This window comes from Paenibacillus andongensis, from assembly GCF_025369935.1.
In the GTDB taxonomy this organism is placed as follows: domain Bacteria; phylum Bacillota; class Bacilli; order Paenibacillales; family NBRC-103111; genus Paenibacillus_E; species Paenibacillus_E andongensis.
The window spans coordinates 5133068-5159832 of the sequence record NZ_CP104467.1 but is presented as its reverse complement, the minus strand read 5'-3'; the positions used below and the strand labels follow the sequence as shown (position 1 = coordinate 5159832).

13 protein-coding genes are annotated in these 26765 nt (G+C 47.5%); 11 read left to right on the top strand and 2 right to left on the bottom strand.

The features are described from left to right. Positions 1–45: 45 nt before the first annotated feature. From NYR53_RS23375 to NYR53_RS23345, 7 genes are all read left to right on the top strand, one after another. Positions 46–750 (top strand): DUF4386 domain-containing protein, encoded by a 705-nt coding sequence (locus NYR53_RS23375; protein ID WP_261301547.1) that lies wholly within the window; start codon positions 46–48, stop codon positions 748–750. Positions 751–906: 156 nt separating this feature from the next. Then, positions 907–3033, top strand: coding sequence for a sensor histidine kinase (locus tag NYR53_RS23370; protein ID WP_261301546.1), 2127 nt, complete (start codon positions 907–909; stop codon positions 3031–3033). Beyond that, a complete protein-coding gene (locus NYR53_RS23365; RefSeq protein WP_261301545.1) occupies positions 3030–3731 on the top strand; it encodes a response regulator transcription factor in 702 nt (233 codons plus the stop codon). Before NYR53_RS23370 ends, NYR53_RS23365 begins: the two co-directional genes overlap by 4 nt. A 150-nt stretch (positions 3732–3881) precedes the next feature. Then, the gene (locus NYR53_RS23360; RefSeq protein WP_261301544.1) at positions 3882–4355 is read left to right on the top strand and encodes an SRPBCC family protein; all 474 of its coding nucleotides are present in this window, start codon (positions 3882–3884) and stop codon (positions 4353–4355) included. Positions 4356–4455: 100 nt separating this feature from the next. Next, positions 4456–6411: an S-layer homology domain-containing protein gene (locus NYR53_RS23355; protein ID WP_261306496.1), complete on the top strand. Its 1956-nt coding sequence runs from the start codon at positions 4456–4458 to the stop codon at positions 6409–6411. A 32-nt stretch (positions 6412–6443) separates the two neighbouring features. Beyond that, positions 6444–7124, top strand: a complete 681-nt coding sequence (locus tag NYR53_RS23350) for a lysoplasmalogenase (RefSeq protein WP_261301543.1) — start codon at positions 6444–6446, stop codon at positions 7122–7124. A gap of 169 nt (positions 7125–7293) precedes the next feature. Next, on the top strand, positions 7294–8547 hold the full coding sequence (locus NYR53_RS23345) for an MFS transporter (protein ID WP_261301542.1): 1254 nt from the start codon (positions 7294–7296) through the stop codon (positions 8545–8547). Between the two features lie 188 nt (positions 8548–8735). Here the strand turns inward: NYR53_RS23345 and NYR53_RS23340 are convergent, their stop codons facing one another. Together NYR53_RS23340 and NYR53_RS23335 are read right to left on the bottom strand one after the other, a co-directional pair. Continuing rightward, entirely contained in the window at positions 8736–9500 is a 765-nt protein-coding gene (locus NYR53_RS23340; RefSeq protein WP_261301541.1) for an AIM24 family protein, read from the bottom strand. Positions 9501–9918: 418 nt separating this feature from the next. After that, a complete protein-coding gene (locus tag NYR53_RS23335) occupies positions 9919–12570 on the bottom strand; it encodes an alpha-L-rhamnosidase (protein ID WP_261301540.1) in 2652 nt (883 codons plus the stop codon). A 153-nt stretch (positions 12571–12723) separates the two neighbouring features. Here NYR53_RS23335 and NYR53_RS23330 point away from each other — a divergent pair, with 153 nt between their 5' ends. The 4 genes from NYR53_RS23330 to NYR53_RS23315 all read left to right on the top strand — a co-directional run bounded on the left by NYR53_RS23330 (position 12724) and on the right by NYR53_RS23315 (position 26539). Then, on the top strand, positions 12724–13590 hold the full coding sequence (locus NYR53_RS23330; RefSeq protein ID WP_261301539.1) for a helix-turn-helix domain-containing protein: 867 nt from the start codon (positions 12724–12726) through the stop codon (positions 13588–13590). 148 nt (positions 13591–13738) lie between these two features. Further along, positions 13739–16822, top strand: a complete 3084-nt coding sequence (locus NYR53_RS23325; RefSeq protein WP_261301538.1) for a glycosyl hydrolase — start codon at positions 13739–13741, stop codon at positions 16820–16822. Positions 16823–16922: 100 nt separating this feature from the next. Continuing rightward, the gene (locus NYR53_RS23320) at positions 16923–19124 is read left to right on the top strand and encodes a helix-turn-helix domain-containing protein (protein ID WP_261301537.1); all 2202 of its coding nucleotides are present in this window, start codon (positions 16923–16925) and stop codon (positions 19122–19124) included. Positions 19125–19429: 305 nt separating this feature from the next. Then, positions 19430–26539, top strand: a complete 7110-nt coding sequence (locus NYR53_RS23315) for a fibronectin type III domain-containing protein (RefSeq protein WP_261306495.1) — start codon at positions 19430–19432, stop codon at positions 26537–26539. Positions 26540–26765: the final 226 nt, after the last annotated feature.

Sequence of the window (26765 nt, the reverse complement as noted above, 5' to 3'; positions counted from 1 at the left end):
TGGTCATAACTGTAAGGTAATAAATTCAAAAAAGGAGATAAACATATGAATACGAATAGAAAGAGCGCATTCATTGTGGGAGTATTGTTTATTCTTGCAGCGGTTACGGCGATCATAGGTCTTATTTTATACGATCCTATCTTAAATGGTCCGGATTACCTGATGGAAGGTTCCAAACATGCCAACCAGGTGATACTGGGAGCGCTTATGGAGTTAATTCTTGTTGTTTCAGCGGTTGGTACTGCAACTACAATGTTTCCATTTTTAAGAAAATATAATGAAACTATTGCTCTTTGGCATCTTTGTTTTAGGTTTCTTGAAGCCATCATTATTACTATTGGTATAATCAGCGTACTGTCTCTGTTGACCTTAAGCCGGGAATTTGCAGCAGCAGCGGCTTCGAATACTGCCTCTTTTCAAGCTTCTGGTATCGTATTAAAAGCAATACATGATTGGACCTTTATGCTTGGGCCTCTTTTCATGCTGGGTATAAATACGATGATGTACAGTTATATATTCTATAAATCCAAGCTCGTTCCGAGGTTTATACCCATCTTGGGTATGACAGGAGCAACTCTTGTTTTTATTTGTGCCTTGTTAGTCATGTTCGGTGTAATTCAACAAGTTTCTGCTTGGGGTGCTATTTTGGCGCTGCCAGTAGCAGCTAATGAAATGATTTTAGCAGTATGGCTCATCGTTAAAGGATTCAATGAATCTGCAATTGCTTCCATGTCTGTAAAAAGGGCCTAAATGAAAGTAATTGCAGCACAAAATTCGAATGACTGTGGTTGGTTATGGGTATGCGTCGAGTTTGAGCAGAAATTGTCGAAAAATCGTGTATGTATAGCAATTTCTCAAAGGAAAAAAGACACTCTTGAAGAATATACATAGTGACTATGTTAATTCTTGGGGGTTTTGGTTACGTCACCGAAAAAGCTATATGTACTGTTTCTTGTTTTCATATTCTCTGTACTGCTTCCTGGCGCATCTGTTTTAGGCAAAGACTCTCAGCCCGAGGCAGTGAAAGGCATTCTCGATTTGTCAAAGTGGAATTGGGAATACAGCGGACTTGCTAAGCTGGATGGCGAGTGGGAGCTGGTCTGGAGCAAGTTTTTGACGCCTGATGAATTTGGTCGCAGTTCGTACAACAGCTCTCCCACCTATGCGCAAGTGCCGAAGGAATGGAAAGGTTTGCGGATAGACGGCGGGCAGCTGTCGAACCAAGGCTACGCGACATACCGCCTGCGGATTCGTACAGATTCTGCCGATATCGGTAAAGATATGGGGCTCTATGTCCCGAGTGTTGCGACGGCATATAAACTATGGATTGACGGAAGGCTGGCAGCCGTGAATGGTGTTGTCGGGACGAGCAAAGAGGAAATGGTTCCAGCCAACTTTCCGAAGCCTGTATTTTTCCATCTACAGCGTAGTCAGACGGAGCTTGTTATTCAAGTGTCCAATTTTGTGCAGCGTAAAGGCGGTTTGTGGGAAGCTTTTCGTTTAGGTAATTCACAGGAAGTGATTTATGAGCGTGAGAAGGAGATGACTTCTCAACTGCTGATCGTTGGCAGCTTGTTTACGATGGGGCTTTACCATATGGGTCTCTTCTTGGCACGTAGAAAGGATAAGTCGCCGCTTGTTTTCGGATTCTTTTCCTTTGCTATTGGGATTAGGACAATGGTCACCGGGCAAACGCTAGTTGCTTACCTGTTTCCGCACATTTCCTGGGAAATACAAGTTCACATGGAATATTTGTCGGCGAGTCTTAGCATGATCATGTTCGCCTTGTTCGTCTATTACCGGTATCCCGCTGAAATGCACAAAGGATTGCGCAACCTGTTTGTTGGGGTGCTATTGGCATACAGCCTGTTCGTTCTTGTAACACATGCTTCCGTTTATACCTACACTATGCTGCATTTTCAACTTGTTATTCTTGCGTTGATAGGCTATGCTCTCTATGTTTTTGTGCGAGCTTTTATGCGCAAAAGAGAAGGAGCTCGCCTCAATATGGCAGCGGTGGTCGTGTTCTTAGTCTTTGCGCTGAACGATGTCCTTTTTGACAATCGGATTATTGCTAACGGACATTTGGTGCAGGTGGGAATGCTGTTTTACGTATTCATGGAATCAGTTAACTTGTCGCATCAATTTTCAAAGTCGTTTGCACGTGTCGAAACGTTGTCTGCGCAATTGCAAGAATGGAACGACATGCTGGAGGAAAAGGTGCAGGAAAGAACTGAGGCGCTGGAACAATCCAACGAGAGCATGCAAAGGGTCAATAAGGAATTGGTCAAAATGGAGACGTCGCGCCGGCATATGTTATCCAATATTTCCCATGAACTAGGGACGCCGCTGACGCTCATTCAAGGGTATGTGAAGGCGGTTTTGGATCGAATAGACGAAGATAATCACGATCGGTATTTGCGGTTGACCTATGAAAAGACGCTGATCTTGGATCGCATTATCGGCGACTTGTTCGAGCTTTCGAAGTTAGAAACAGGCAAAATCCGTTTTGACTGTCAAGCGGTTGCCCCGGCAGCGTATATTCGCTCGCTCTACAATAAATACGAGCTGTCTATTAAACAAGAAGGATTCATCTTTGAATTTATTGATCGTTCTGCTTCTGCTGCCCATCGAGGAGCCCCTGTGTGGATTGATGTGGTGCGAATAGAGCAAGTCGTTACAAACTTGTTGTTCAACGCGCGAAAATTCACTCCCCCAAGTGGTTTCATTTATCTAATCGTCGAGCAGTCAGGTTCCCAGGAGAAGGGTGACTTGGGTGTAAGGATCACTGTTCAGGATTCCGGAAGAGGAATTGACGAGGAAGATTTGCCGTTTGTTTTTGATCGCTTCTATAGAGGGAAGGAATCGAGCAAGAACAGTTCGACTGGATCGGGTCTCGGGCTGGCGATTTGCAAAGAGATTATTGCCCATCATGGCGGAACGATTGAGGTGGAAAGCAAGGCAGGCAGCGGAAGCGCGTTTACCTTTACACTTCCAGTTATGAACGATATGGAGGGGGAGCTAGGCGCATGACAAAGGCAGCGAAAATATTGATCGTCGATGATGAAGAAGAAATTCGGGGACTGATCGGCCTCTACTTGCGAAATCACGGATTTCAGGTAGTTATGGCGAAAGACGGGAGCCAGACAATTGCGCTGCTCAAACAGGAAAAACCTGATCTGATCGTGCTCGATATTGTGCTTCCTGATACGGATGGCGTAGAGCTGTGCAGGAGGATTCGCCAACACTCGGATATACCGATTGTTTTTCTAAGCTGCAAGCGGGAGGCGGAAGATATTATTGCTGGACTCGATACCGGCGGTGACGATTATATGACCAAACCGTTCGATCCGATGGTGCTTGTCTCACGGGTTAAGGCGAACCTGCGGCGGGCGGCAGCCGATCAAAAACGAGGCAAGGAAGATAGGCTTATCACGTGCGGCGAATTGCAGGCAAATTTGCAGAGCTTGGAGGTCCTGGTGAAGGGGGAGCTTATCGATTTGTTCGCCAAAGAACGGCAGCTGTTGCTTTTTCTATTGCAAAATCAGAACCAAGTGTTTAGTGCGGAGCAGCTGCACAAGCAGGTGTGGGGCTGGGACAGCTTTAGCGACGAACGGACGGTAATGGTGCATATTAGCAATCTGCGCAAGAAGATTGAATCTGATTCGGCAGCGCCCAAGTATATTCATACGGTTAGGGGCTTTGGGTATAAATTTTGTTTGGATGCGTAAATTTTAGTTTAAAGCAGAGCGATTATTCCTTACGAGGAATGTCGCTTTTTTTTGTTTTTTTAACCGTTTTTAAACTTGGGTTGATACAATCGTAACTTAAATATTACGTTTATCGTTTTGCCAAATGAACTGTTCTTGGGGAGGAACTGTATGTCTTCGTATAAGTATAATTTTGAAACAAATTGGAAATTTGAGTCTGATATCCATCAAGTTTGGGGACTCATCGCCGGATTTAAGTATAGCGATTGGTGGCGTGGCGTAAGTTCTGAGAGTATATATCAAGGCTCTAGGCAAGATGGGATTGGCGATAAGTACAACTATGTTTTCCGCACGAAGCTTTCCTATCAGCTAGCTTTCGTGACGGAAATAGTAAGAAAAGAAGAGCCGAAGTATTTAGAAATCAAAGCTACCGGGGAATTGGAAGGCAGAGGCGTTTGGAAATTAACACAAGAAGGTAACATTACGCATGTGCAATATGTTTGGCAGGTAAATGCAAATAAGAAATGGATGAACAGGCTAGCCCCGATCTTGAGACCTGCTTTCATATGGAATCATGATCAAGTTATGGATGAGGGTGCTAAAGGAATTGCTGCTGCATTGGGAGTAAAGCTGCTTTCTTATTAAGTTTATGTTTCAAGCCATCGCTTTTAAACTTTGAATAATTAACTTATAGAGGTGACAGAAGTTGTTTACGACAAAAATAAAAGGTTGTCTTATTTTGCTAATGTTGATTATTGGCGCAGCTGCTTTAGCGGGCTGTGTCTCCAACTCCACAAGCATTACTTTCCGAATCGAAAAAGGCTATATGACCGTTCAAGATTCCGTTTATGTCAGATATGCAGACAGTACCGTAACTAAAGCTGTTTATCAAGGGACGGCTCCCAACCTGACGCATGACGATTACTTGGTGAACAATGCTACGAATAAAACGATTGTAAGCGGTTTTGTAACGAATGGCACAGTAAGCTGGGCTCCTGATAATATTCAGAATGATATATGCAGATGTTACGTTATTTACAATCATGATAATAGGAAATTATACGATGACTGGGGCAAGCCTACGATCCCAGCGGTGAGCGCTGAAGTTCAAAGCGTATCGGCGAATGCTGCAAATGCTCAACATGTGGATGTGACATTCGCCGTTTATGGGGCTCAGCATCAGCTTGTTGATGGTCTTACCGAAATTTTTGCGCACACCAATAATCCAGATGTCAAATTTGAAATTAACAACTCACCAAGCTTGGCTTATGAAAGCGGCTATTCAAAAAGCGCAAGTGGCGGCTTGGTTACTTTCACGCTAGCTCCCGATCCGCTCAATGCTAGCGCGGCTCAGCTGGAAATCGCCAATTTGGATTCGTTTCAAATTTCCTTGAAATCGGGGTTCAAAGACATCCCGATCAATCATGAAGCGACTGCCATTTCGGTTAGCGATAAAACCATCAGTACGCCGAATGGAATTACATTGCATGGGAATGATTTGGCTAGTGATGCGGATACGGGAGATCAACTAAAAATCGGCTCAGCGAGTGCCCAGACTCCTGGCGTCGTGAATCTTACCGTGAACAACGGAGAATTGAGAATTATACCTCAGTCAGTTGGCTCGACCAACATAACGGCAGTTGTATACGATACGTATAGCGCAAGTGCGAGAGTCACTTTTAACGTGATCGTTGAGGCGTCTGCCATACCGAGACCAAGCGGCAGCACGGATCCGGACATCGGGCCCGTTACGAGTGCGCAAGCCGATGTAAGTCCGACCACAGGTGCCGAAGTGAAGCTGAAAGACCGAATTCGTGTAACGGTACCTGCGGGAGCTGTATCGGCGAAAGGCACCGTCAAGGTAGCCCTAGTTCCTGACAATCAGGCCCCAGTGGCGAATGGTCAGCAAGCATTAAGTCCGACATTTGAATTGACGAGCACGACAGGTCGTACATTCGCGAAGCCTGTGGAGTTGACATTCACTTACGATGCAGGGCATGTGGTCAACGGACTAAGAGGCGCGGTGTATTATTACGATGAGCAGCAACAGCGTTGGATTTTTATTGGAAGAACGCAGAACAGCGATGGGACAATAACAGCTTATGTCAATCATTTCACGAAGTTTGCCGTATTTGTTTATGAGCCGAAGATGTTTTCGGATATGGCGGGTCATTGGGCAGCGATATATACGGATCGTCTTATCGGTATGAAAGTGACATCGGGCTATCCGGATCACACGTTCCGTCCCGAGGAAAAGGTAACGCGGGTACAGTTTACCAAGATGTTCGTAGAAGCGCTTGGGCTGCCGATAAGTGATAGCGCGATAACTTTTTCCGATAACAGCGCTATTCCTGTGTGGGCGAAATCTGCTGTAGTCGCTGCTGTGAAAGCAGGCTACATCCATGGCTATGAGGAGAACAGCGCAACGCTGTTCAAGCCGGACCAGACGATTACGAGATCGGAGATGGCGGTACTCATCGCCAAGGCGCTTCAGACGGAAGTCGCGCCAGCTGCCAGCAAAGCGATTCGATTTAAGGATGAGACTGACATTCCGGTTTGGGCTAAGCCGTCAGTTGCCGCCGCCGTTTCAGCGGGCATATTGAACGGTTTCGAGGACGGTACGTTTCGTTCTAACAATGCGGCAACAAGAGCGGAAGCAGCAGCGATGATCTACAAGCTGCTGGAGGCGCTGCACATATAGCGATATAAGTACAGGGATTTGGAGGTATTGCCATGTATAGAAAATTATTAATAGTCGCTATTATTTTTTCAGGCCTAGGTTACCTTTTTGCATTATCAGGTGAAAATATGACGATGCGTTGGATCTTAAAGCCAGGCACTATCATTCTTATGATCGTACTGGCGGCAACAATGCGAAATGCAGCCAAACCCTATAAAAATCTAATCATTGCGGGGTTATTCCTCTCCGCCATTGGTGATAGCTTCTTATTGTTGTCAGGTAACCAATGGTTTACGTTTGGGTTGGTCGCTTTTTTAGTCGCACATCTTGCATATGTCGCTGCTTTTGCGACTCGTTGGCGTTTTTCTCCCTTCCATTTACTTGCTCTTATTCCGATTATGGCATACTCCTTTTTGTTGCTACGCGGACTCCAAGAAGGCATGCTTGCAGGTGGAAATGCTGGATTATGGATTCCGGTGTTGGTTTATGTCATCGTAATTTCTATGATGATTTGGAGCGCAGTTATTAGTAGGAGTTGGATTGCCATAGCAGGTGCAATTATATTCTTCATGTCTGATTCGCTGCTTGCTTGGAATATGTTTGTCTCTTCAGTTCCATGGGCGGGTTACGGAGTGATGATCTCCTACTATCTTGCTCAATTTCTACTTGCTGCAAGCATTGAAGAATCAAAGAGGAGTGTGATCTCATATGCAAATCATCATTCGCCCGTATGAACAGTTGAAGCAATTTTTTGAAACTGAAAGGCTCATTCTTCCTAGGGGACTGGGGTAGTGGAATCGGCCAATCTTTCAATTTTGGTTCTTTTCGGTGAAACAGGATTGAACTGGATGCCGCCGCCATGTAAGATAAAGCACATAGTGTTGCAATAGGAAAGGTGCATCTATGTGGACGTATACCGTAAATTTAGTTCGTGATTTATCTCCTGGAGTAAAGCGGTTCATCGCGACCGAAAGCTTGTTTGGCATCGGAGTGGGCATTTTAGGCCTCATCCTGAATTTACATCTCTTGGACCTCGGCTTCTCCAAAAGCGACATCGGCAGAATAACGTCGATGGGTGCTCTGACAATTGGCCTGGCTAGTCTGCCGGCAGGTTTCATCGTGAAGATCGTTGGGCGCAAAACGATGCTCGTCACCGGTATGCTCCTGGCATTCCTGTCACTCGTGCTCTTTGGCTTCGGAACCAGCCTTGGCACGGTTACCGCAGCGCAGCTCATCTGGTCGCTCGGCATTACAGCGATCGTGAACTCTGAGATTCAGTTGATCTTCCAATATTGCCGAAGCAAGAAAGAAGAGACGAGCGCGTATTCGTTGTTGTTCGCCATATTTACATTTTTTACCGGCCTTGGCACATGGCTCGGCGGCTACTTGCCGGTTTGGCTGCCAGGGAATACCACGTTGTACCAGTTTGCATTCTTCGTTGCTGGCGGATGCTTAGCACTCTCAGGTATATTAAGGGGATTGCTGCTTCCGTCTACACATGCAAGGGTGAAAAACGCAGCGGCAGATGATGTCAGCGGCATTCAACCATCGAAGCCTTCGGACAGGCCGAAGAGAGGGCAAACGATGTATTTTCTGCTGCTGCTTTCGCTGCTTATTTTCAACTCCGGCTTTACGTTCGGGCTGCTTAGCCCGTTCCTGAACGTCATCCTGAAATTCCGGTTTCAGATGGAGGACGGCAACATCTCCGGTTTGCTCGCGTTATCCGGATTTTTCTTCTTTCTCGGCTCAATCATTATGCCGTACGTTGTAGAAAGATGGGGCAGCCGCAAGACGTTCGTGTTCCTGTTTCTGTATAACATGTTTGTCGTGGCGTTGATGGCGCTCGCTATGCCGGCCTTCGTATTTGCAGTACTGCTGCTCATTCGCGGGACGGGCTTCACGATGTTAAACAACCTGATGGACAGCGAATGCATGTCGGCTGTCGCTGAAGAAGAGCGCAACTTGTTCGCAGTCATGCGGACGGTATCGCGGAGCATCGGCAACACGATCGCCTCATACTGGGCGGGTTATATTTTGGCTGGAAATCATTATTCGCTGCCCTTCCTTCTTACGGCGGTTGCTATACTAGCGGGGTATGCCGTTTATGCGTGGTTCGTGCAAGGCATGTTGGATCGGAGACTGAAAGGACAGTCTTGACGTGAACGTGCATGTCATTCGGGGTGGAAAAACGTGTGCCAGCCGTCAACGAGGTTCTCTACTAAATGGTTTCGGCTGTCATCACTAATGTAAAGCCAAGGGACACCTGGGTTGTCTGAAATGGAACAAATGAATGCTCATTGGCTCCTATACAGCATGATCCAAATCCTTTGGCTTTTTATTATCTCTTATTTGTAGGAAGATAACGGCGCTAGCCAAACGAGACCCGTCCCTCGGTACACGTTGACAAGCCCCTCACCAGATGTGGCTGATCCGAGCAGCGTTTTGCCAGACCTTTCAACCGTGAAGTCTAATGAATGCGACCACATCATTGCAAAATTTCCGTCCACTTTCAAGACATCGTTCGTCAGTTCCACAATGACCGCTTCTTCCGACGGGATCGGCGCTTCCAATACGAGCACTCCCTTGCCTTTGGCGCTAAGATTAAATAATCCTTCTCCTCCCAAAACAGTTGACGACACATTTTTGCGGGATACCATTTGTATTTGCAGCGTCGTCTCGCAGGCTAAAAAAAGACCATCATCCAAGACAATATGATCGTTGTCGACATCGATCAGCCACAAATATTTGAAGGTTGGCTCCATCATGATGGTGCCTGTCCCCTTATAAACGGGCTTGATCGCACTTTCCACGGTTACGGCTCCTGAAACAAGATTTCGGAATAAGCCCCCCGCTCCTTTTACCCCTGTTATCATCTCGATATTGCCGACATAATATTGCATCGCACCGGCGCTCATCATGATCTCACCGTTCAGCTCAATAATGACTTGCCTTTTTTTCATATTACTTTTGCTCATGTAGAAGTTGGACTGTGCGTCCGCGACCGTGGTGCTGCTCAAATCCTGTTTATATTCAAGTACACTAAAGGATCTCAATTTTTCTTTGATCTCGACATTGCTGTTATCCGTTAAATTGCTAATCGTAAATGTCATACTGTTTCCTCCGTAGTTTTGTGGTGATTATCGCGTCCGTCGATTCATTCATACAATCTTGAAGTGTTTAAATTGGAATCAAACGTCATATATGCTCACTTGAGGTTGCTGGTGAATGAATTTATATTCTCGCTTGAAAGATGTTATAGAAAGTGCAACAGTTTCCTTCTAGATCCCGCCATCTCCCCCTTAATGTTGTAAAATGTGCAACAATTAAGCCCGATTCTGGCGATTTCTCAGCAAATGGGCCTAAAATGTTGTACGAAATGCAACTTCGAGTAGCAAAAGAGCCTTTAGGCGTGCGAATTGTTGTAGAAATTGCGACATTGTTAACCAATATAGCCCATCTACTTTCACGATGCTGTTGAACGAGGCCAAAATCGAAATTTTGAAGTTCTGTCTGCGAGGGTCTATACCTTTAATAAGTAAAACGATACGTCCCTGAACCAAGTGTCAGTGATACACCTGATTCTGTTTGCCTAATTCCCCTAATGCCAGTGGTTTGTTCAAGCAATTCGCCATTCTCGCGAAGGTTTGTTTCTCTAGCATTCGGAAGAAGGACTGAGGCCGTCGTATTCGGAGGAATACTTAGCGTAATTCCCATTGCATGCTCGCTTAACTGCCGCCATTCAGTGTGAATCCATCCATACATAGAATCCAGCTTCGCTTCTGCCCAAGTTAATCCTGGACCTGGCTGAGGTTTGATATGAATATGCTTATAACCCGGTGCATCTTCATCTACATCAATACCGGCAACACAGCGGTACAACCATTCGCCAATCGCGCCGTAAGCGTAGTGATTGAACGAGTTCATGTCCCTGCTCCAGAAACTGCCGTCTTCCTTGATGCCATCCCAATGCTCCCATATCGTGGTGGCCCCTTTGGTAACTTGGTAGAGCCAGGATGGATAATCTTGTTGAAACAATAATTTATACGCCGATTCCGTATGGCCAATTTGGCTTAAGACGAGATTCAAATAAGGAGTTCCGACGAAGCCGGTGGTCAAATGGAACTTGCTTTCTTCTAAGAGCTCCAAAAGCTTTTTGACCGCTCGCTCCTTTGCGGTTCCATCCAGAAGATCGAACATGAGCGCCAATACGTTGGCAGTCTGTGTAGGGACAGATAGCTTTCCAGATGGGGTGACAAACTCGTGCTGAAAAGCATGACGTACTTGAGCGTATAAGCGCGTATATAATTCCCAATCGGCTTCCTTTGATAACACTTTTGCTGTTTTCGCGAGCAATGAAACGGAGTAGGCATAGAAAGCCGTTGCGATAAAGTCTCGATCCGTGGCGCCAATATAGCTATCTGGCTTCGCGTCCAAAGCTAACCAATCGCCAAAATGGAAGCCAGTATTCCAAAGGAATTCATTCTCACCTTGTTTGCGTATATAGGATACCCATGCTTTCATGCTCTCATATTGCTGTTCCAGAATCCGCTTATCACCATAACATTGATAAATGACCCACGGACATATAACGGCTGCGTCTCCCCAAGCGGCTGACGAATGACTGTTTTCACTCAATACATGCGGAATAACGAAGGGAACACCTCCATTTTCTAACTGGTCGGCTTCTAAGTCATGCAACCATTTGCTGAAAAATGGGGCTACATTCATTAAAAAAGCGGAGGTACGGATAAACATGTGAGCGTCTCCCGTCCATCCCAAACGTTCATCCCGCTGCGGACAATCGGTCGGCACATCAAGAAAGTTGCCTTTCTGACCCCAGAGGATATTGTGCTGCAGCTGATTGATTAACGGATCCGAGCATTGAAAATAGCCTGTGCGTTCCATAGCGGAATGAAGAACAATACTAGTAAAGTTGGCAAGCTGAATAGACTCGCCAAAACCGGCGAGCTTCACATAACGGAATCCTTGAAAGGTGAAATGAGGCTCATAGACTTCAGGTTCTCCACCTTTTAACACGTATCGGATGGCTTGTTTCGCGTTTCGCAAATTATCCGTATAGAAGTTGCCTTCCTGATCCAGGACTTCAGCATGCTGCAGCGTCACTTCCTGACCTGACTGGCCTTGAATCGTAAAACGTACCCATCCGACCATATTTTGTCCCATGTCGATGACCGTTTCTCCAGACGGTGTTGTGATGAGGGCAATTGGGGAGATTTCTTCGATTTTGCGAACAGGCTCGTTTTCTTGTGCCACCACCATATCTTTTGAGTGCTGTAGCAGCTCCACAGGAAACCAATCCGCATCATCATAGGCTGCCGTACTCCAATTTATTTTCTCTAAGCGAGCGTCATAGGTCTCCCCATGATAAATTTCGGACATTAAGACGGGACTTTCAGCTGCTCGCCAACTTGGGCTGGATGTTATAATTTCTTCTGTTCCATCTGTAAACTGAATGTGCAGCTGCATGAGAAAGGCCGTACGATCTCCGTACATATTTTTCTTTTCACGCCCAGTTAATTTCCCTTTATACCACCCATTTCCAAGCATGACACCGATCGCATTTCCTCCGTTTGTCAATAAGTCCGTTACCTCATAAGTCTGATACTGAAGACGATGTTTATAGCTGGTCCAGCCGGGAGCGAAAGCCTGTTCTCCCACGTTTAAGCCGTTCAATTTCATTTCATATAGCCCCAAGCTAGTCGCATAGATTCGAGCACGTTGTACATGACCATTCACCTGAAACGTATGTCGGAGTAACGGACATATCTCTGTTTCCAGAGGGAATTGCTCAGTCGGAGCGCTGATCCAATCGGCTATCCAATCACTGGATTGAAGCAATCCCATTTCCCAATAAGCGATATCGGACCAATCTGTCTGTTCGCCTTGATCACTCCAAACTTTGACACGGTAATAATAGCGCTTGTATTTTTCTACTACCAAATTGTGAATCTCGACGTGAACGGATTGATTTGAGAGGACTTTCTCTGAATTCCAGAGGAGGTTCTTAAATTCGATATCCTGCGAAATTTGTATGTGATAAGCTGCTTGAAGCCATGAGCGTTTATCGGACTGAATCTGCCAGCTAATTCTGGGTTGCCTACAATCAATTCCGATCGGATTCTCTTTGTATTCGCAACGCAGTTTTTTAACGATTGACATGATGGCTCACACCTTTCTGATAACTATGTTTGATTTACCCCTTTTTTGATTTCCATTATAATAATAAGAGAAAACCTGTTTCTTTTTATCTTGGCATAAAGGACATTCAATACCGGTAGAATAGACATTTTATTGGAAAATGGAGAACAATGGATGAAGCATTCGAAGCAAACACTCAAAGGGGAACGCTTTTTCCGTCATGATTTGAAGCTTTACGTCAATCGGGAGACAGAAGCTTTTCGCTTGTCGCAACATTCGCATGAATTTATAGAGCTGGCCTATGTGATGGAGGGTAGAGGCTTTCATTATGTTGAAAACGAGGTCGAGCGCATATCTCCAGGTCAGTTATTTGTCATCCCAATAGGGGTCTCTCATGTATTTCGCCCCGCATCCGCAGATATAGTCAAAGAACCGCTAATTATTTACAACTGCATATTTACACCAGAGCTCATCGAGAGCTTAATGCCTTCCGTCACGGATAAACCGATCCTTACTTTAATGGAAGAGTTAAAACAAGCAGGGCTCCGTTATTATTCGGTTTCGGATGTCGATGCTGCGATAGAGAAGCTGTTTCTTTCCCTTTATCGGGAATATTCTCTGTCTCAAAGCGGTTCTTCAACCTATTTAAACAGTCTTCTTCTACAGTTGATTGTCACGATGCACCGTTTTAAACATAATGAAAATAAGGCACTTCCAAGTAAACAAGATCGATTCATGCAAGTTCTTCTATATATCGAACAACATTACGCGATGGAACTCACCTTATCCCATTTGACCGAAAAATTTCAGTGGAGCGAGAGGCATTTACAGCGCTTATTCAAACAGCATACAAACCAAAGCTATCATAACTATCTTCAAAGCATGCGAATACGAAAAAGCTGTGAACAATTAAGAAATTCTCAGCTTAAAATCAGCAGAATTGCTGAATCAGTAGGGTACAAAGATATCAATTCTTTTATTGGATTGTTTAAAAGAATGATTGGACAGACGCCTAGCAGCTATCGCCAGCAATTCAAATAAACGCTTAAGGTACATGGATTCGCGGAATTGTTCAAAAAAATCGTGGAAAAGGGAAAGCATTCATGGAAAGGTCCTGCCATAATAAACAATAAAAATGCCGATAGATGGAAGCACTTCTATTGAAATGAAGAAAAAGGGCGGATCGGAAATGAAAAGGTCAGAACTGCAGCACATATTTTCAAATCCTCCTATAGAAAATCGTTCCGTACCGTTCTGGTCGTGGAACGGCCTACTTGAGCAGGATGAACTGAATGCCCAAGTCGAGGGATTCAAACAACAGGGCATGGGCGGTTTTATGATGCACGTGCGGGAAGGACTTGAGACACCTTACATGGGTAAGGAGTTCATGGAACATGTTCAACAAACGGTCGCCAAAGCGAAAGCGGAGGGCGTTCACGCTTGGTTATATGACGAAGACCGCTATTCTTCAGGTATGGGAGGCGGCAAGGTGCCCCAAATCGGCGGCGATGCTGTGCGTGCAAAGGCGCTATCGCTGAACATTTGCAGAAGTTTTGAATCCGATGAGTCCATACAAGCCGTATACCAAGCGAGAATACTCGGAAATGAGTTGTTAAGCTGCACTAGGGTGATGGACTTTCATGCGTGCATTTTACTCGATGAGGATCACGTGTATTTGGTCTTTAGCAGGCAGGTCGCTACTCCAAACGAGTGGTGCCACGGTGATACCTATACGGATAACTTGAATCCAGAATCAGCGGAAATATTTATCGAGACGACGTACGAGCGCTACAAAGAAGCCGTCGGAGAAGAGTTTGGAAGCACGGTACCCGGTATTTTCACGGACGAACCCAGTATCCTCGGCTTTCAGGAACAACTTAAAGCGCCAGAGATGACCTGGATCTCGTGGTCCGATTTGTTACCTCAAGCGTTTGCCGAAAAAAATGGTTATGAGATTTGGGAAGCGCTTCCCTACTTTTTTTATCACGGTTCGCCGTCCTCCAAGATTCGGCACGACTACTGGAAGACGGTCACGGAAATGTTCTGCGATGCTTATACGATGCAAATTGGTGATTGGTGCCGAGTGAATGGGATTTCATTTACCGGGCATTTCTGCGATGAGGCTGATCTGGTAGGTGCAGTCAGGCATAGTGGCTCCATCATGCCTCATTATCGCTATCTTGACATTCCCGGTATCGATACATTATGTGAGCAAACGGAGGAAAGCTTAACCATCAAGCAGGTGTCAAGCGTTGCGAATCAGTATGGCAAGAAAAGAGTCATCACGGAAACATACGGAGTAACGGGATGGGATCTGTCATTCGAAAGCCGCAAATGGATCGGCGATTGGCAGTTCGTACTTGGCGTCAACTTACTGACCCATCACCTGGCACTTTATACGCTTCGCGGATGCCGCAAGCGCGATTATCCGCCTTCGTTTAATTACAATGTGAATTGGTGGGAGCATAATCATGTGTTGGAAAATTATTTTGCACGGCTCGGAGCGGTACTGAGTGAAGGGCGTGTGACAAGAGACGTGTTGGTCATCCACCCGGCGACTTCCGTTTGGGCGAAGCTCGGGAGAGATGTGCGGGCGCATGAATGGCGCAATGAAGCAGGCAATACCGATGAGCTTGGCAAATACAGTCAGGAATTCAACGAATTTGTTCGCCAGCTGCTTGGTTGGCATTACGATTTTGACTTAGGTGACGAGCTGATCTTGAGAGAGGTCGGCCGCGTACAGGAGGAACGGTTATTCGTTGGTCAAGCAAGCTATCAAGTCGTCGTACTGCCGTCACTTAATAATTTGCTAAGTTCAACGTATGAATTACTAATTACTTACCTGAATGCTGGAGGATGGGTACTGTCTTTTGGAAACTTACCCACATTAATGGATGGAGAACCATCTGATGAATGGCAGCTCCTGATCGACCATTCGCGTTTTAAGCAGCTTTTGTCCCATAATGACCTTTCAGCTGAAATAGAAAGAATCGTACCCCGCTGTGTTAGCCTTTTGGACCAGAACGGACGAGAGGCAGATCGGCTATTGTACATGCGCCGTGAGCTGCAGGACTGCACGGTTGTTTTCGTCGTTAACAATGATCGGGATGCGGCGCATGAGGTAGAAGTACACATTCAAGGAGGTGGACGGGTAGAAGAGTGGAATCTGCTCACAGGAGAAGTATTCGACAAACCTATGAATACGCAAAACAACTATGCCGTATTCCACGAAAACTTCGGTCCCGCCGACTCCAAGCTGTACGTTATATCCCCATGTAGCGAAGGAGCAAGCTCGAAGGAGCGGAATACGAAAGTGCTTCAGCCAATGTCCAGTTTGGGGCCGGTCGCTTCTTTTACACGGACGCATCCAAACGCCCTTGTACTGGATAGATGCCAGTATCGACTGCGGGATGAAGAATGGTCGGAGAAGATGGATGTATGGCAAGCTCAGAGAAAAGTACGCGAACAACTGAATATGAGGCAAATCTATGCGAACGGCAATCTCCAACGGCATTTTTGGGTTCATGTTCCTCATGAGAATGATGGCACGATTGTCGCTTTCCGTTTCTTCTTCCATGTGAAGGATGTTCCTGCGACGGATACGTTCCTGGTCTTCGAACAGGCGGAGCGATTCGGTTTTCTTCTGAACGGACAGCTAATCATGGAAAAGCCGAATGGCTGGTATCTAGACCGCTCGATGTCAACGGTCAAGCTCCCTGTTCTGCTCGAGGGAGAGAATGTGCTGGAGGTCATCAGTGAATACACGCATGATATGGAAATCGAGGACGCGTTCTTGATCGGTGATTTCGCCGTGGATAACAGCTGCTGTCTCGTCACAGAGCCAGAGACGCTCAGATTCGGAGATTGGTGCCAGCAGGGCTATCCGCATTACTGCGGAAGCATAGTCTACCATTTCGACCTTGATGCGGATATTAGGAAAGGTGAACGGATCGTCTTGGAAGTAGGGACATATGAAGCGGTCACCTTGAATCTCAAAGTAAACGGACAACATGAGCAGGCCATTCCGTGGCGAGCTGCGGGGACGGTTGAGCTCACCGATTGGCTCGTCCAAGGAATTAATCAGATTGATATCGAGGTTATTGGCAGTCCCCGCAACCTTTTGGGTCCGTTTCACGAAATTCGGTCGGATCGGGCATGGATAGATTGGTGGTCGTTCCATCCTACAGGAGCTGATTATACGCCGGAATATATACTGCGACCTTACGGATTGATGGGGCAGATTCTTGTTAACCGTATGGAGGAAAGGCCATGACCGGGCCACATGAAGGGAGAACGGTTTACACCTTTCAACCTGTTTGTTAAGATATGTATCAACAAGAAGTTAGATTAATTATGATAAAAGTGGGGGTTGTATGAAAAATCTTCAACCGATCCTTTTCATTCGAAATAGATCTAATTCGCTTTTTATACGGCTCATTGCAGGATTTCTATGCATCATTCTTCTACTTGCCTCTTTTATCATGTATGCCTTCTCGGTTTCTAAACAGAATGTCAGGCAGGAAATTGTCAAATACAACACGCTGATGCTCGAAAATACGAGTGAGAGATATGAAAAACAGTTGGATCTGATCAAAAAACAGATGGTTCTGTTTTTTTTCAGTGAAGAAGTTCAGAGGTTGCAGAATACCCCTAACTACGTGAATTTTCTTCCTATCGTGCGTGAAATATCTGGTTTTACAGCGAATCCCTACCTATTTATCGATAACATCGTTCTATATTCGAAGAAAGATGGACTCGTGCTGGAGAAAAGTACGAGCACGAATGCAGAAGCGATGTTTAATGTGTTTTACTCAAGCGATAAATATTCTTTGGACTTTTGGAAACAACAGTTCAAAGAACCCTACACAAGCCGAATTTTCCCAGCTGCTCCGGTCATTAATTCCACTTTTCAGAACCAACCGCAGACGCTGGGTGAAATGATGCCGATCATCTTCAAAAATAAAGATGATTTTTACATGGTGGCTTTTCTCGATGCGATGAAAATGTACCAAGAGTTCCATCGAAGCATCTATAACGATTTTATCATTTACAACGAAGTTGGAGAGATATTGTTCAAAAGTGCGGAACATGAACCGGGCATTTCTTTTGACGATCTTCAGAAATATGGAAGCAACAACTTCATTCGGGATAATAAATATCATTTTGTGATGACAGGAAAGAGTACGGGTTATAAGTATCTCTACCGGGTTCCCGTTGAACGAATTGCGAACCAGTCCCGTTTGAGCATTACACTGATTGTCATTATGGCGGCAGCGATATCGCTCAGCATCATGTTTTCGTTCTTGTTTGCGGCACGCATCAATAACCCGCTCAAAAGAGTGATCGAGTCTTTGCGTCAAATGAAAGACTATGTACCATTTCGATCGAACATCAAGGAATTTAATATTATTAGTAATGAAATACACGGCAATCATATGATTCGAAAACAACTCTCTTTTATCAACCATCTCAAAGCGATTCGATATCACGAACATGATGCTTGGAAGCTTGATTTTACTAACAAGCCGTTCGTTTTTGTTCTTTTTCAAATCCAGCCTTACAACACGATTTCAAAATCATCCATCCAGCAATGGCTTTATTATATGAAGACCTACATTGACAGCAGGCTAATTCCGACCTATCCAGATTCACAAACGTTTCAAATTGAACGCGATCAGATATTAAGTCTCGTTTTTACGGATCAACTCACTGTTGTAGCCGATCTGCTTGGCGAAATGAAATCTGTTTTCGATCATGATCGGGAGTACGGCATCGTTACCATTGCAATTACTTCGATTTATACGGATTCAGCTCAGTTGACTGCAGCATACGAGGAAGTTCAGGAACTAGTTGGTGAACGTCTGTTAATTAACGAAACGCAGATTATACGCAAGCGTGCAGTGACACAAATGGCTGTGGGCTTTTCGCCCGATCAGGATAAAGAGCTTGAAGTTCATTTGAGAGAAGGGAATACGCAGCAACTGATTGCACTTATGGAACGTCAGTTTGCCAAATGGCATAGTAAGGAATTGACGGCTGTCGTGATGCTGCGGTTTGCCGAATCTCTGATCGACAAGATCAGGAATGCAACCATTCCTTATCACCTTGATCCTAATCGATTGGAGATCATTTTGGGCAAAGCGGGAGAAAGAATCCTGCAATGCAGCACGTTAAAAGAGCTGGAGCAGCTTCTGCTTGATTGGGTGACGCAAACCTCAGAAGCTGTTCGAGAAAAAAAGGAGGAGAAGCACCCGGTTACATCCTTCGTGATTGACTATATCAACGAGCACTTAGCGGAAGAAATATATCTGGAAATTCTGGCAGAAAAGCTAAAGATGAGCAGCGGATACTTGTCTTCTTATTTCAAAGCAAAGACCGGCAAGAGCATCGTGGATTATATCAATGAAACCCGGATCACGAAAGCGACAAGCCTCCTTACCGATAATCGGATCAAAATTCACGATGCCGCCATGGCTGTCGGGTATCAGAATATCACGTCTTTCAACCGGATGTTCAAAAAATATACAGGCATGACACCGAGTGAATATCGGAAAAGAATCGACTCCTCCACATAGAAAAATTGAAACGGATAGGCCAACTTTGGATGGCTTATCCGTTTTTTTTTACATTTCCGAACGTTTAACCCTCTTCCTGATTCCATCCGGACGACAAGCATGATTAGGCTCTTTTGCGGAAATTGGCATTTTTTTTGGAAGATTGAAGAAAAGTTGAACGATTGCAGGTTCTGTTCATATACGAGCCGATTCCTGACAAGTACTATTATTTTAACGAAAGGAGGGCGATTATTTGAAAGCGGATTCACACAACAAGAATCGGCAACTGTGATTTTTCAATAATGGATGGAGGGGATGATTTGAAAGTGAGAGGTTGGATAAAGGCAAGACAACTGGCGATAGGTATGGTTTTTGTGTTGATTGCAGGTTCACTTAATCTAAGTCCAATTTTGAACTCTTCCGTGGCTCTGGCAGCGTCTGCATGGCCTTCTTCGGTCTTAACAGGGTTTAATATGCCGTTCGGCCCGGAGGATTCGCTCGTGACGACGCAGAACCCACCTGATTTCAAATGGCCTGTTGTCTCTGGAGCGGACAAATACGACTTGCAGGTAAGCCGCAGTGCTACGGTTTCAAGCGTTGTCTACGAGAATGCTGAGCTGACTGTTAACTATTACAATTTCCCTCATGTGTTTGATAGCGGCACTTGGTATTGGCGAGTAAGGTATCATACTGTGGCTGACGGCTGGTCGGAATGGAGCGTTACTCGCAAATTTCGTATCGAGGAGCAAAATGTCCCGTTCGTCGTACCATCGGTTGATCAACTGATGGGCCAGGTCGGCAACCAGCATCCGCGAATCTGGACGAAAGCTGATAAGCTAGCTGAGTTTCGCAGTTTAGCTCTGACTTCGGGCAAGGAGTTCTATGATGAGAAATATGCATGGGTAATGGCGAATATAAACAAAAATCCGCCACCGGCGCCGACATCGGTTGACCGCGCCTATTCCGATAAAGTCGTCAACGAAATGATGGATATGGCCTTCGTCTATCTCATCTCGGGGAACACGGAGGTCGGAAATCGAGCGAAACTACGACTGCTTGATATTGCCGGTTGGGATACGAATGGGGTAACCAGCTACAAAAGTCATGACCAAATTCACCGCTACATTACCTATAAGTCTGCGATGGCATATGACTGGCTTTATGACTTATTGGAGCCCGTAGCAGAGAAGCCGAAGGTTCAGAACATGGTTCAAACCCGAACCGAAACGATGATGCAAGATCTCGTCAATAATCATTCGATTGCGAAGAATCCATTCGACTCACACGGTTGGACGGCATTCGGCTATCTCGGCATCATCGCAACAGCGATGCTTCACGATATCCCGGCTGCCGAGGATTGGTTCCGAAGTAGCGTTCCTGCCTATATCAATTTCATGCCGCCTTGGGGTGGGGAGAACGGGGGATGGTCTCAAGGAACTGGGTACTGGCAGTATTCGAACTTGTTCGGCAAGGAGTTTATGGATGTCCTTCTATCGGCAACCGGATTTAATTTGTATGACAAAGCGTATTCCCGAAACGAAGGCTTGTATCCGCTCTATGCTTGGCCGAAAGGCAGTCCGAAGGGCATCTTCGGCGATGGCAGCGAGGACTCGCCAGGAGGCTATAGTGTGTCCGCCTATACCCGACTTGCCCAAATGACGGGAGATCCGCGGCTCAAATGGGCGGCGCAAGCGGTCGGATCGGGGATGTACCCGGATTTGAGCAACTATTTCTACGGGGACAGTAATCTGGCTGTGAGACCGCCGGTCGATATGCCGGACTCCAGATGGTTTCAGGATATCGGGGTCGTGGCGATGCATTCCGAATTATACGATCCGGACGCCGTGTCGCTCTACTTTAGATCCAGCCCATATGGCAGCTACAATCATATGCATGCCGATCAGAACAGCTTCATTATCAATGCCTTCGGCGAACCGCTTGCTATAGAGAGCGGATTTTACGACGACTACGGCACGGACCATCATATGTATTACAACAAGCAAACATTCTCCTCCAATGCGATTACATACGACGGGAAGAACGGTCAGCCGATTAATGACATCAATGCCGACGGTAAAGTGGTTAGCTTCGTCACACATCCCGACTTTGACGCGGTGAGCGGCGACGCGTCCGTCGCGTATGGCGCTGCCTTGTCCAAAGCGGGCCGCAATGTCATCTATGTGAGGCAGAATATGTTCGTCGTCATCGATCAACTGCAATCGAAGAGTACAGAAGGAAACGAGTTTGCGTGGCGCCTGCATGCCGAGGATGAATTAAATATCGATGCAGATCATGCCGGAGCAACGATTCTGAAAGGCGCAGCGGGCCTCAAGGTCCGATTCCACGCTCCTTTAAATCTGCGAACAGAATACGATGACCAGTTTCTTGGCATCGACGGATCGGAACTAAAGCCTGGCGGGGCGTACGCCGGTGAGCAGCAGAAGCATGCGGCATTCATTACGCCGAAGACGGAGGAGGCGACGTTCGTCTCGACGCTGGAAGCCTATAAACGGGATTCGGCGCCGCAGAATGTCGTTTCGGAAAACCATGGAAATTACATGAAGTTGACATTTGCGGACGGTACAGTCGTGTACATCCGGATGACAACGACTGCTGATGAAATCGATACGGGCAGCATTCGCTTTAACGGAACCGCTGTGGCGCTGAAAGGCGATTCGGTACTGCTCGTCGACGGGACGAAGGTCGACAAGGATGGCGTCACGTTGATCGAGAGCGACCAACCGTCCACGATCGTGTATGGACGCGATCGGTTGTCCGTTTCGAGCCAATCGGATTCGCAGGTGGCTCTGCATGCTCCAGGAGTTGAACGCCTGCGCGACGGTGTCAGCGGTGCGGACATTCTGCGTGGCGGACCGGTGACGGACGGCATGGGATTGCGCGGTGTGCATTGGGATGCAGCCGGAAGTACGCTGACCATTCATGTCGAGAAGGGGCAGCGGGACTTCAAGCTGAACCAGATCGCGATGCCGCAGCCGCTCCCTGAGCTGGAGCTGCAGACCGTTATTGACGGCGTGTCGGGATCGACGACGCTGCATGCGTACAGCGATACGGAAGGGACATCCGTCGCTCGGGGGAATTTGACTAACATTGCTGGGCTGTACGAGGTGGAGGAGGCTCCTGAAGGATTACTATTCGAGCAGCATGGGCGGCGGAAGAGCGTTTACCTGGAAGCGAACGCAGCCGTCATCCTGCAAGGCGCGACCGGTATGCTGAAGATGAAGAAGATTGGATCGGGAGCTCCTTCCAATGCGGAACTTTGGACTAATCCGGATCAGATGAGGTCGAGCTTGTATGTCAACTGGAAGGAAGCAGAATCGTACGTCGCCTTCGGCGGCAAGAGCTTTTCCAAATATTCGACCCGTCCTTTCCTATCCGGCGGAGTCGGCTTAGCGGGCTGGGATCAGCCGGGACAGTGGGCGAAGTGGACGATGAATGTTCCGAAAGCCGGCAAATATGATCTCGTCCTGAAATATACGTCAGGTATGCCGGCAGGCACGATTGTAGGCCGATTGGCGATGATCGGAAATCAGGCATACTATCTCGAGGCGCCGCCGACGACCGATTCGAATGGAAATCCCAACTGGGGGACGACTCCCGATGTTTGGAAGGGACTCCGGGTCAAGACGAGACAGCAGCTGGCGCCTGGTCCTGTCGATATTACACTGTGGAACGCCGGTAGTGCGATGAATCTGGATTGGATCGGATTAATCGAAGAGCAGCCGGACGAGGAACGGCCGTTAGCTCCCACCAATCTGCAGTTGGTTTCTCAGGCGGACTCGACCGCTACCGTCAGTTGGACGGCGTCCACTGACAATGTCGGGGTGAAGGAATACGTTCTCTATGCCAACGGCGTGCAGAAGCTGGTTGTCCCGAGCAGCTCGACCACGGCAACGATCACGGGATTGACTGTCGGGAAGACGTATTCGGTCACTATTGTGGCCGTGGATACGAGCGACAATCGTTCCCTGGATAGCTTGCCGCTCAGCTTTGCGTCGATCGATACGATCGCTCCTGTATGGGAAGTGACGGCATCGCTCCAGACGGGTCATCTATTTCCGACAACCGCAAGGCTCATGTGGAGCCCAGCAACGGACAATTCGGGCAATGTAGCCACGTACTCGATCTATCGAAAGGATGGAGCCCAGTCATCCTTCATGAAAGTAGGAACAGTTGCGGGACATGTGAACGCATATGATGTGAATGGTCTGCAGCCGGGAGGAACCTATACGTTCCGGGTACTGGCGGCAGATGCGCAGGGGAACGAGACCGCCGATGGACCGAGCTTATCGGTCACGATGCCGAGTGAAGCCAGCGTAGGCGAGTATTATGAACCGTTCGACAACATGGCCACGGGCAATGTTACCGACAGTAACTGGAAGGTGGAGTTGAAAACCGGGTCGACGTCGACGGTAACGATCGAACCTTCTCCCGATTTAAGGGGCAACGTTCTGCAGGTGAAGGATTCAAACTATGTGAATAATGATGACTTTGCAGTAGACCCGATTGTGACGAGATCGAACACGGCATTAAACGGGAAGGTCACGTTCGAAACAAGGTTCATGTTTAAGAAGTTGAGCGGCACGAGCCCCGACTCCGATAACTTTGAGCTTAATCTCCGCAGCTTCGGGACGGATGTCGTAAGGTTTACCGGCTTTTCAGACGGGTCATTCGGCTTTTGGAAGTTGGATAACAATGGCGTCCTCTCGCCGTTCAAAATTCCGAAGCAGAGCGGTTTCACGCTGCCGCGCGACCAGTGGATCACGCTCCGCGTCGATCTGGACACGGCGACGAAAAAGGTTGACCTCACGTTGCAAGCGGATTCGCTCAAGGGCTATACTGGTTTGGCTGATAATGGATCGCTGAATCGGTCGACAGGTGTCTTCAAGGTCAAGGAGATTCCGTTTTATTACACCCCATCTCTCGAGGGGATCGATTCGTTCCGCTTCAGTACGAATCGATACGCGGGCAATTACCTATTCGATTACGTGACGATGTACGATTCAACGGAAGATACGACACCTCCTTCGTGGGAAGGAGCAGCTTCGGTTCGGCCGGCTCAGCTGTTCCCAAGCGTAGCAAGGCTGGAGTGGGATCCAGCAACGGACAACTCGGGCAAAGTGGCCTCGTATTTGATCTATCTGAAAGATGCAACGCAGACAGACTTCGTGAATGTAGGTACGGTTACTGGCGGCGTGTACGGGTATGACGTAACCGGTCTGACGCCGGGGGGCACTTATATGTTCCGGGTTCAGGCTGCAGATAGCAAGGGCAACGTATCGACGGATGGTCCGAGTACAACGGTGACCATGCCTGCTGCAAGCATCAGCGGCGAGTATTATGAATCGTTTGACGACATGACGACGGGCAATGTGAACGCCAGTAATTGGAAGGCGACACTCAAAACCGGGTCGACGTCGACGGTAACGATCGAGTCGTCTCCTGATGCAAGCGGTAAAGTTCTGCAGGTGAAGGATTCGACTTATGCGTCCGACAGCGACTACTCGGAAGACCCCATTGTGACGAGAACGAACGTGGCGCAAAGCGGGAAGGTCATGTTCGAAACCCGATTCATGTTTAAGAAGCTGAGCGATACGAGCCCGAACTTCGGCAACTTCGAGCTTAAGCTAAGTGGCGCAAGTAGTGATGTCGTACGGTTTACCGGCTTCTCGGACGGTACATTCGGCTATTTTAACAACGCGACAGCCTACAAGATCCCTAAGTCCACAGGCTTCACTTTACCACGTGACCAGTGGGTCACGCTCCGTATCGAATTGGATACGGTAACGAAGACGTATGATCTCTCGGTCCAGACGGATGCACTCAAGGGCTATGTCGGCACGACGGATGCGGGTACGGTGAATCCGACAACTGGCGAATACAAAGTCAGCGGGGTCAAATTCTACAATAACTCGTCTGCGACTTCGATCGATACGTTCCGATTCAGTACGAATCGGTTTGCGAGCAAGTACTTGTTTGATTATGTGGCATTGTACAAAAAAACGTTTGCTCCAGCGGATGCTACTTTCACCGCCGATAAGACGACGCCTACCAATTCGGATGTCAACTTGACGATCCATTACCCTGTCGATGCGGCGATAAAGGAATATAAAATTGGCTCTGGCGGCGCATGGATGGCATACACAGCTCCTATCGTCCTCTCTGCCAATGACACAGTGAATGCCAGGGGAACAAGTGCGGGGGGCAAGGTGTCCAATGTGAGCAGCTATACAGTAAACAATATCGACCGGACCGCTCCGGTGACAACGTCTAACGCATCCCCGTCGCAGCCTGATGGTCCGAACGGCACGTACTTGGGACCGGTCACGGCCACGCTCTCTGGCAGCGACGACGCATCAGGTGTGGCGAAAACCGAATTCAGTTTGGATAACGGGTCTTCCTGGCAAACGTATACAACGCCAGTCACGTTCGATAAGCAAGGGTCCTACGGGCTGCTTTTCAAGTCAACGGACCGGGCGGGAAATATCGAGCCCGCTAAGCAGCTAGCCTTTACGCTCGCTGCAACAGCCGTCAAGGTGCAGCTTAAGGACAGCAACGGCAATCCGCTCAGTGGCGGGGTCGTATCGTATTATGACGGCGGCTGGAAAGAATTCGGCGTCACGGACGCTTCCGGAACGGTCAGCAAATCGCTGCCGAATAAGTCCTACGACTTCGCGATCACGTATGAAGGTACGCGCAAGCAGAAGTCGCAAAACACGGGGACCGACGCCGTTGTCCTCTTTCAAACGGTAGGCGTCAAGGTGCAATTGAAGGACAGCCAAGGGAATCCGCTTAGCGGAGGCAGTGCAAGCTATTACGCGGGGAGTTGGCGTACAATCGGTACTGCAGCGAGTGGCGAGATCAGCAAAGAGCTGCTGCCCGGATCGTACACCTTCGCGATGACGTACGAAGGCACGCGCATACAGAAGGAGCAGGATACGTCAGTGAATGCTACCGTTGTCTTCCAGACGGTGAATGTCAAGGTACAGCTGAAAGACAGTCAAGGGAATCCGCTCAGTGGAGGCAGCGCTAGCTATTACGCTGACAGCTGGCGGACAGTAAGTACGGCTGTTTATGGCGAAAGCAGCAAGGAACTGCTGCCTGGGTCTTATTCCTTTGCGATGATGTATGAGGGCACGCGCATGCAGAAAGAGCAGAATACATCGGTGAATGCCGTTGTCGTCTTCCAGACGGCGAACGTCACAGTGCAGCTGAAGGACAGCCAAGGCAGCCAGCTTGATGGCGGTCAGGTTACCTATTACGCGGGCAGTTGGCGGACGTTCGGCACGACGAGCGGTGGCGTGATACGCAAGGAGCTCCTGCCCGGCTCGTATACGTTCAGCGTCGCTTACGGAGGAAGGCGCAAGGAAAGCTTGGCCGATACAGCGGTGAGCCCGACGATTGTTTTTCAGATGTAACTCCATTTGAAGGGTGCTGTCCAAAAAGGGTGATAGTCTTTGAGGGGTAGCTACAAGGGGTATTTAATTTGAAATAGTTACACGTATCCATGAGGACTTCCGCCAGTAGGGGGAGGTCCTTTTTGGTCAGCGTTATTCTGAACGGAACGACAAGCCTCTAAATTGTATAATATGAGCAGCAAATTGAATTGGCGGAACGAGAGGGTATTTGATGAAATTATAGGGG

Excerpts from the sequence above, each read along its gene's own strand:
- NYR53_RS23360 (WP_261301544.1), top strand. The coding sequence starts at position 3,882 with ATGTCTTCGTATAAGTATAATTTTGAAACAAATTGGAAATTTGAGTCT.
- NYR53_RS23375 (WP_261301547.1), top strand. The coding sequence starts at position 46 with ATGAATACGAATAGAAAGAGCGCATTCATTGTGGGAGTATTGTTTATT.
- NYR53_RS23340 (WP_261301541.1), bottom strand. The coding sequence starts at position 9,500 with ATGACATTTACGATTAGCAATTTAACGGATAACAGCAATGTCGAGATC.
- NYR53_RS23330 (WP_261301539.1), top strand. The coding sequence starts at position 12,724 with ATGAAGCATTCGAAGCAAACACTCAAAGGGGAACGCTTTTTCCGTCAT.
- NYR53_RS23365 (WP_261301545.1), top strand. The coding sequence starts at position 3,030 with ATGACAAAGGCAGCGAAAATATTGATCGTCGATGATGAAGAAGAAATT.
- NYR53_RS23350 (WP_261301543.1), top strand. The coding sequence starts at position 6,444 with ATGTATAGAAAATTATTAATAGTCGCTATTATTTTTTCAGGCCTAGGT.
- NYR53_RS23345 (WP_261301542.1), top strand. The coding sequence starts at position 7,294 with ATGTGGACGTATACCGTAAATTTAGTTCGTGATTTATCTCCTGGAGTA.
- NYR53_RS23320 (WP_261301537.1), top strand. The coding sequence starts at position 16,923 with ATGAAAAATCTTCAACCGATCCTTTTCATTCGAAATAGATCTAATTCG.
- NYR53_RS23355 (WP_261306496.1), top strand. The coding sequence starts at position 4,456 with ATGTTGATTATTGGCGCAGCTGCTTTAGCGGGCTGTGTCTCCAACTCC.
- NYR53_RS23325 (WP_261301538.1), top strand. The coding sequence starts at position 13,739 with ATGAAAAGGTCAGAACTGCAGCACATATTTTCAAATCCTCCTATAGAA.
- NYR53_RS23335 (WP_261301540.1), bottom strand. The coding sequence starts at position 12,570 with ATGTCAATCGTTAAAAAACTGCGTTGCGAATACAAAGAGAATCCGATC.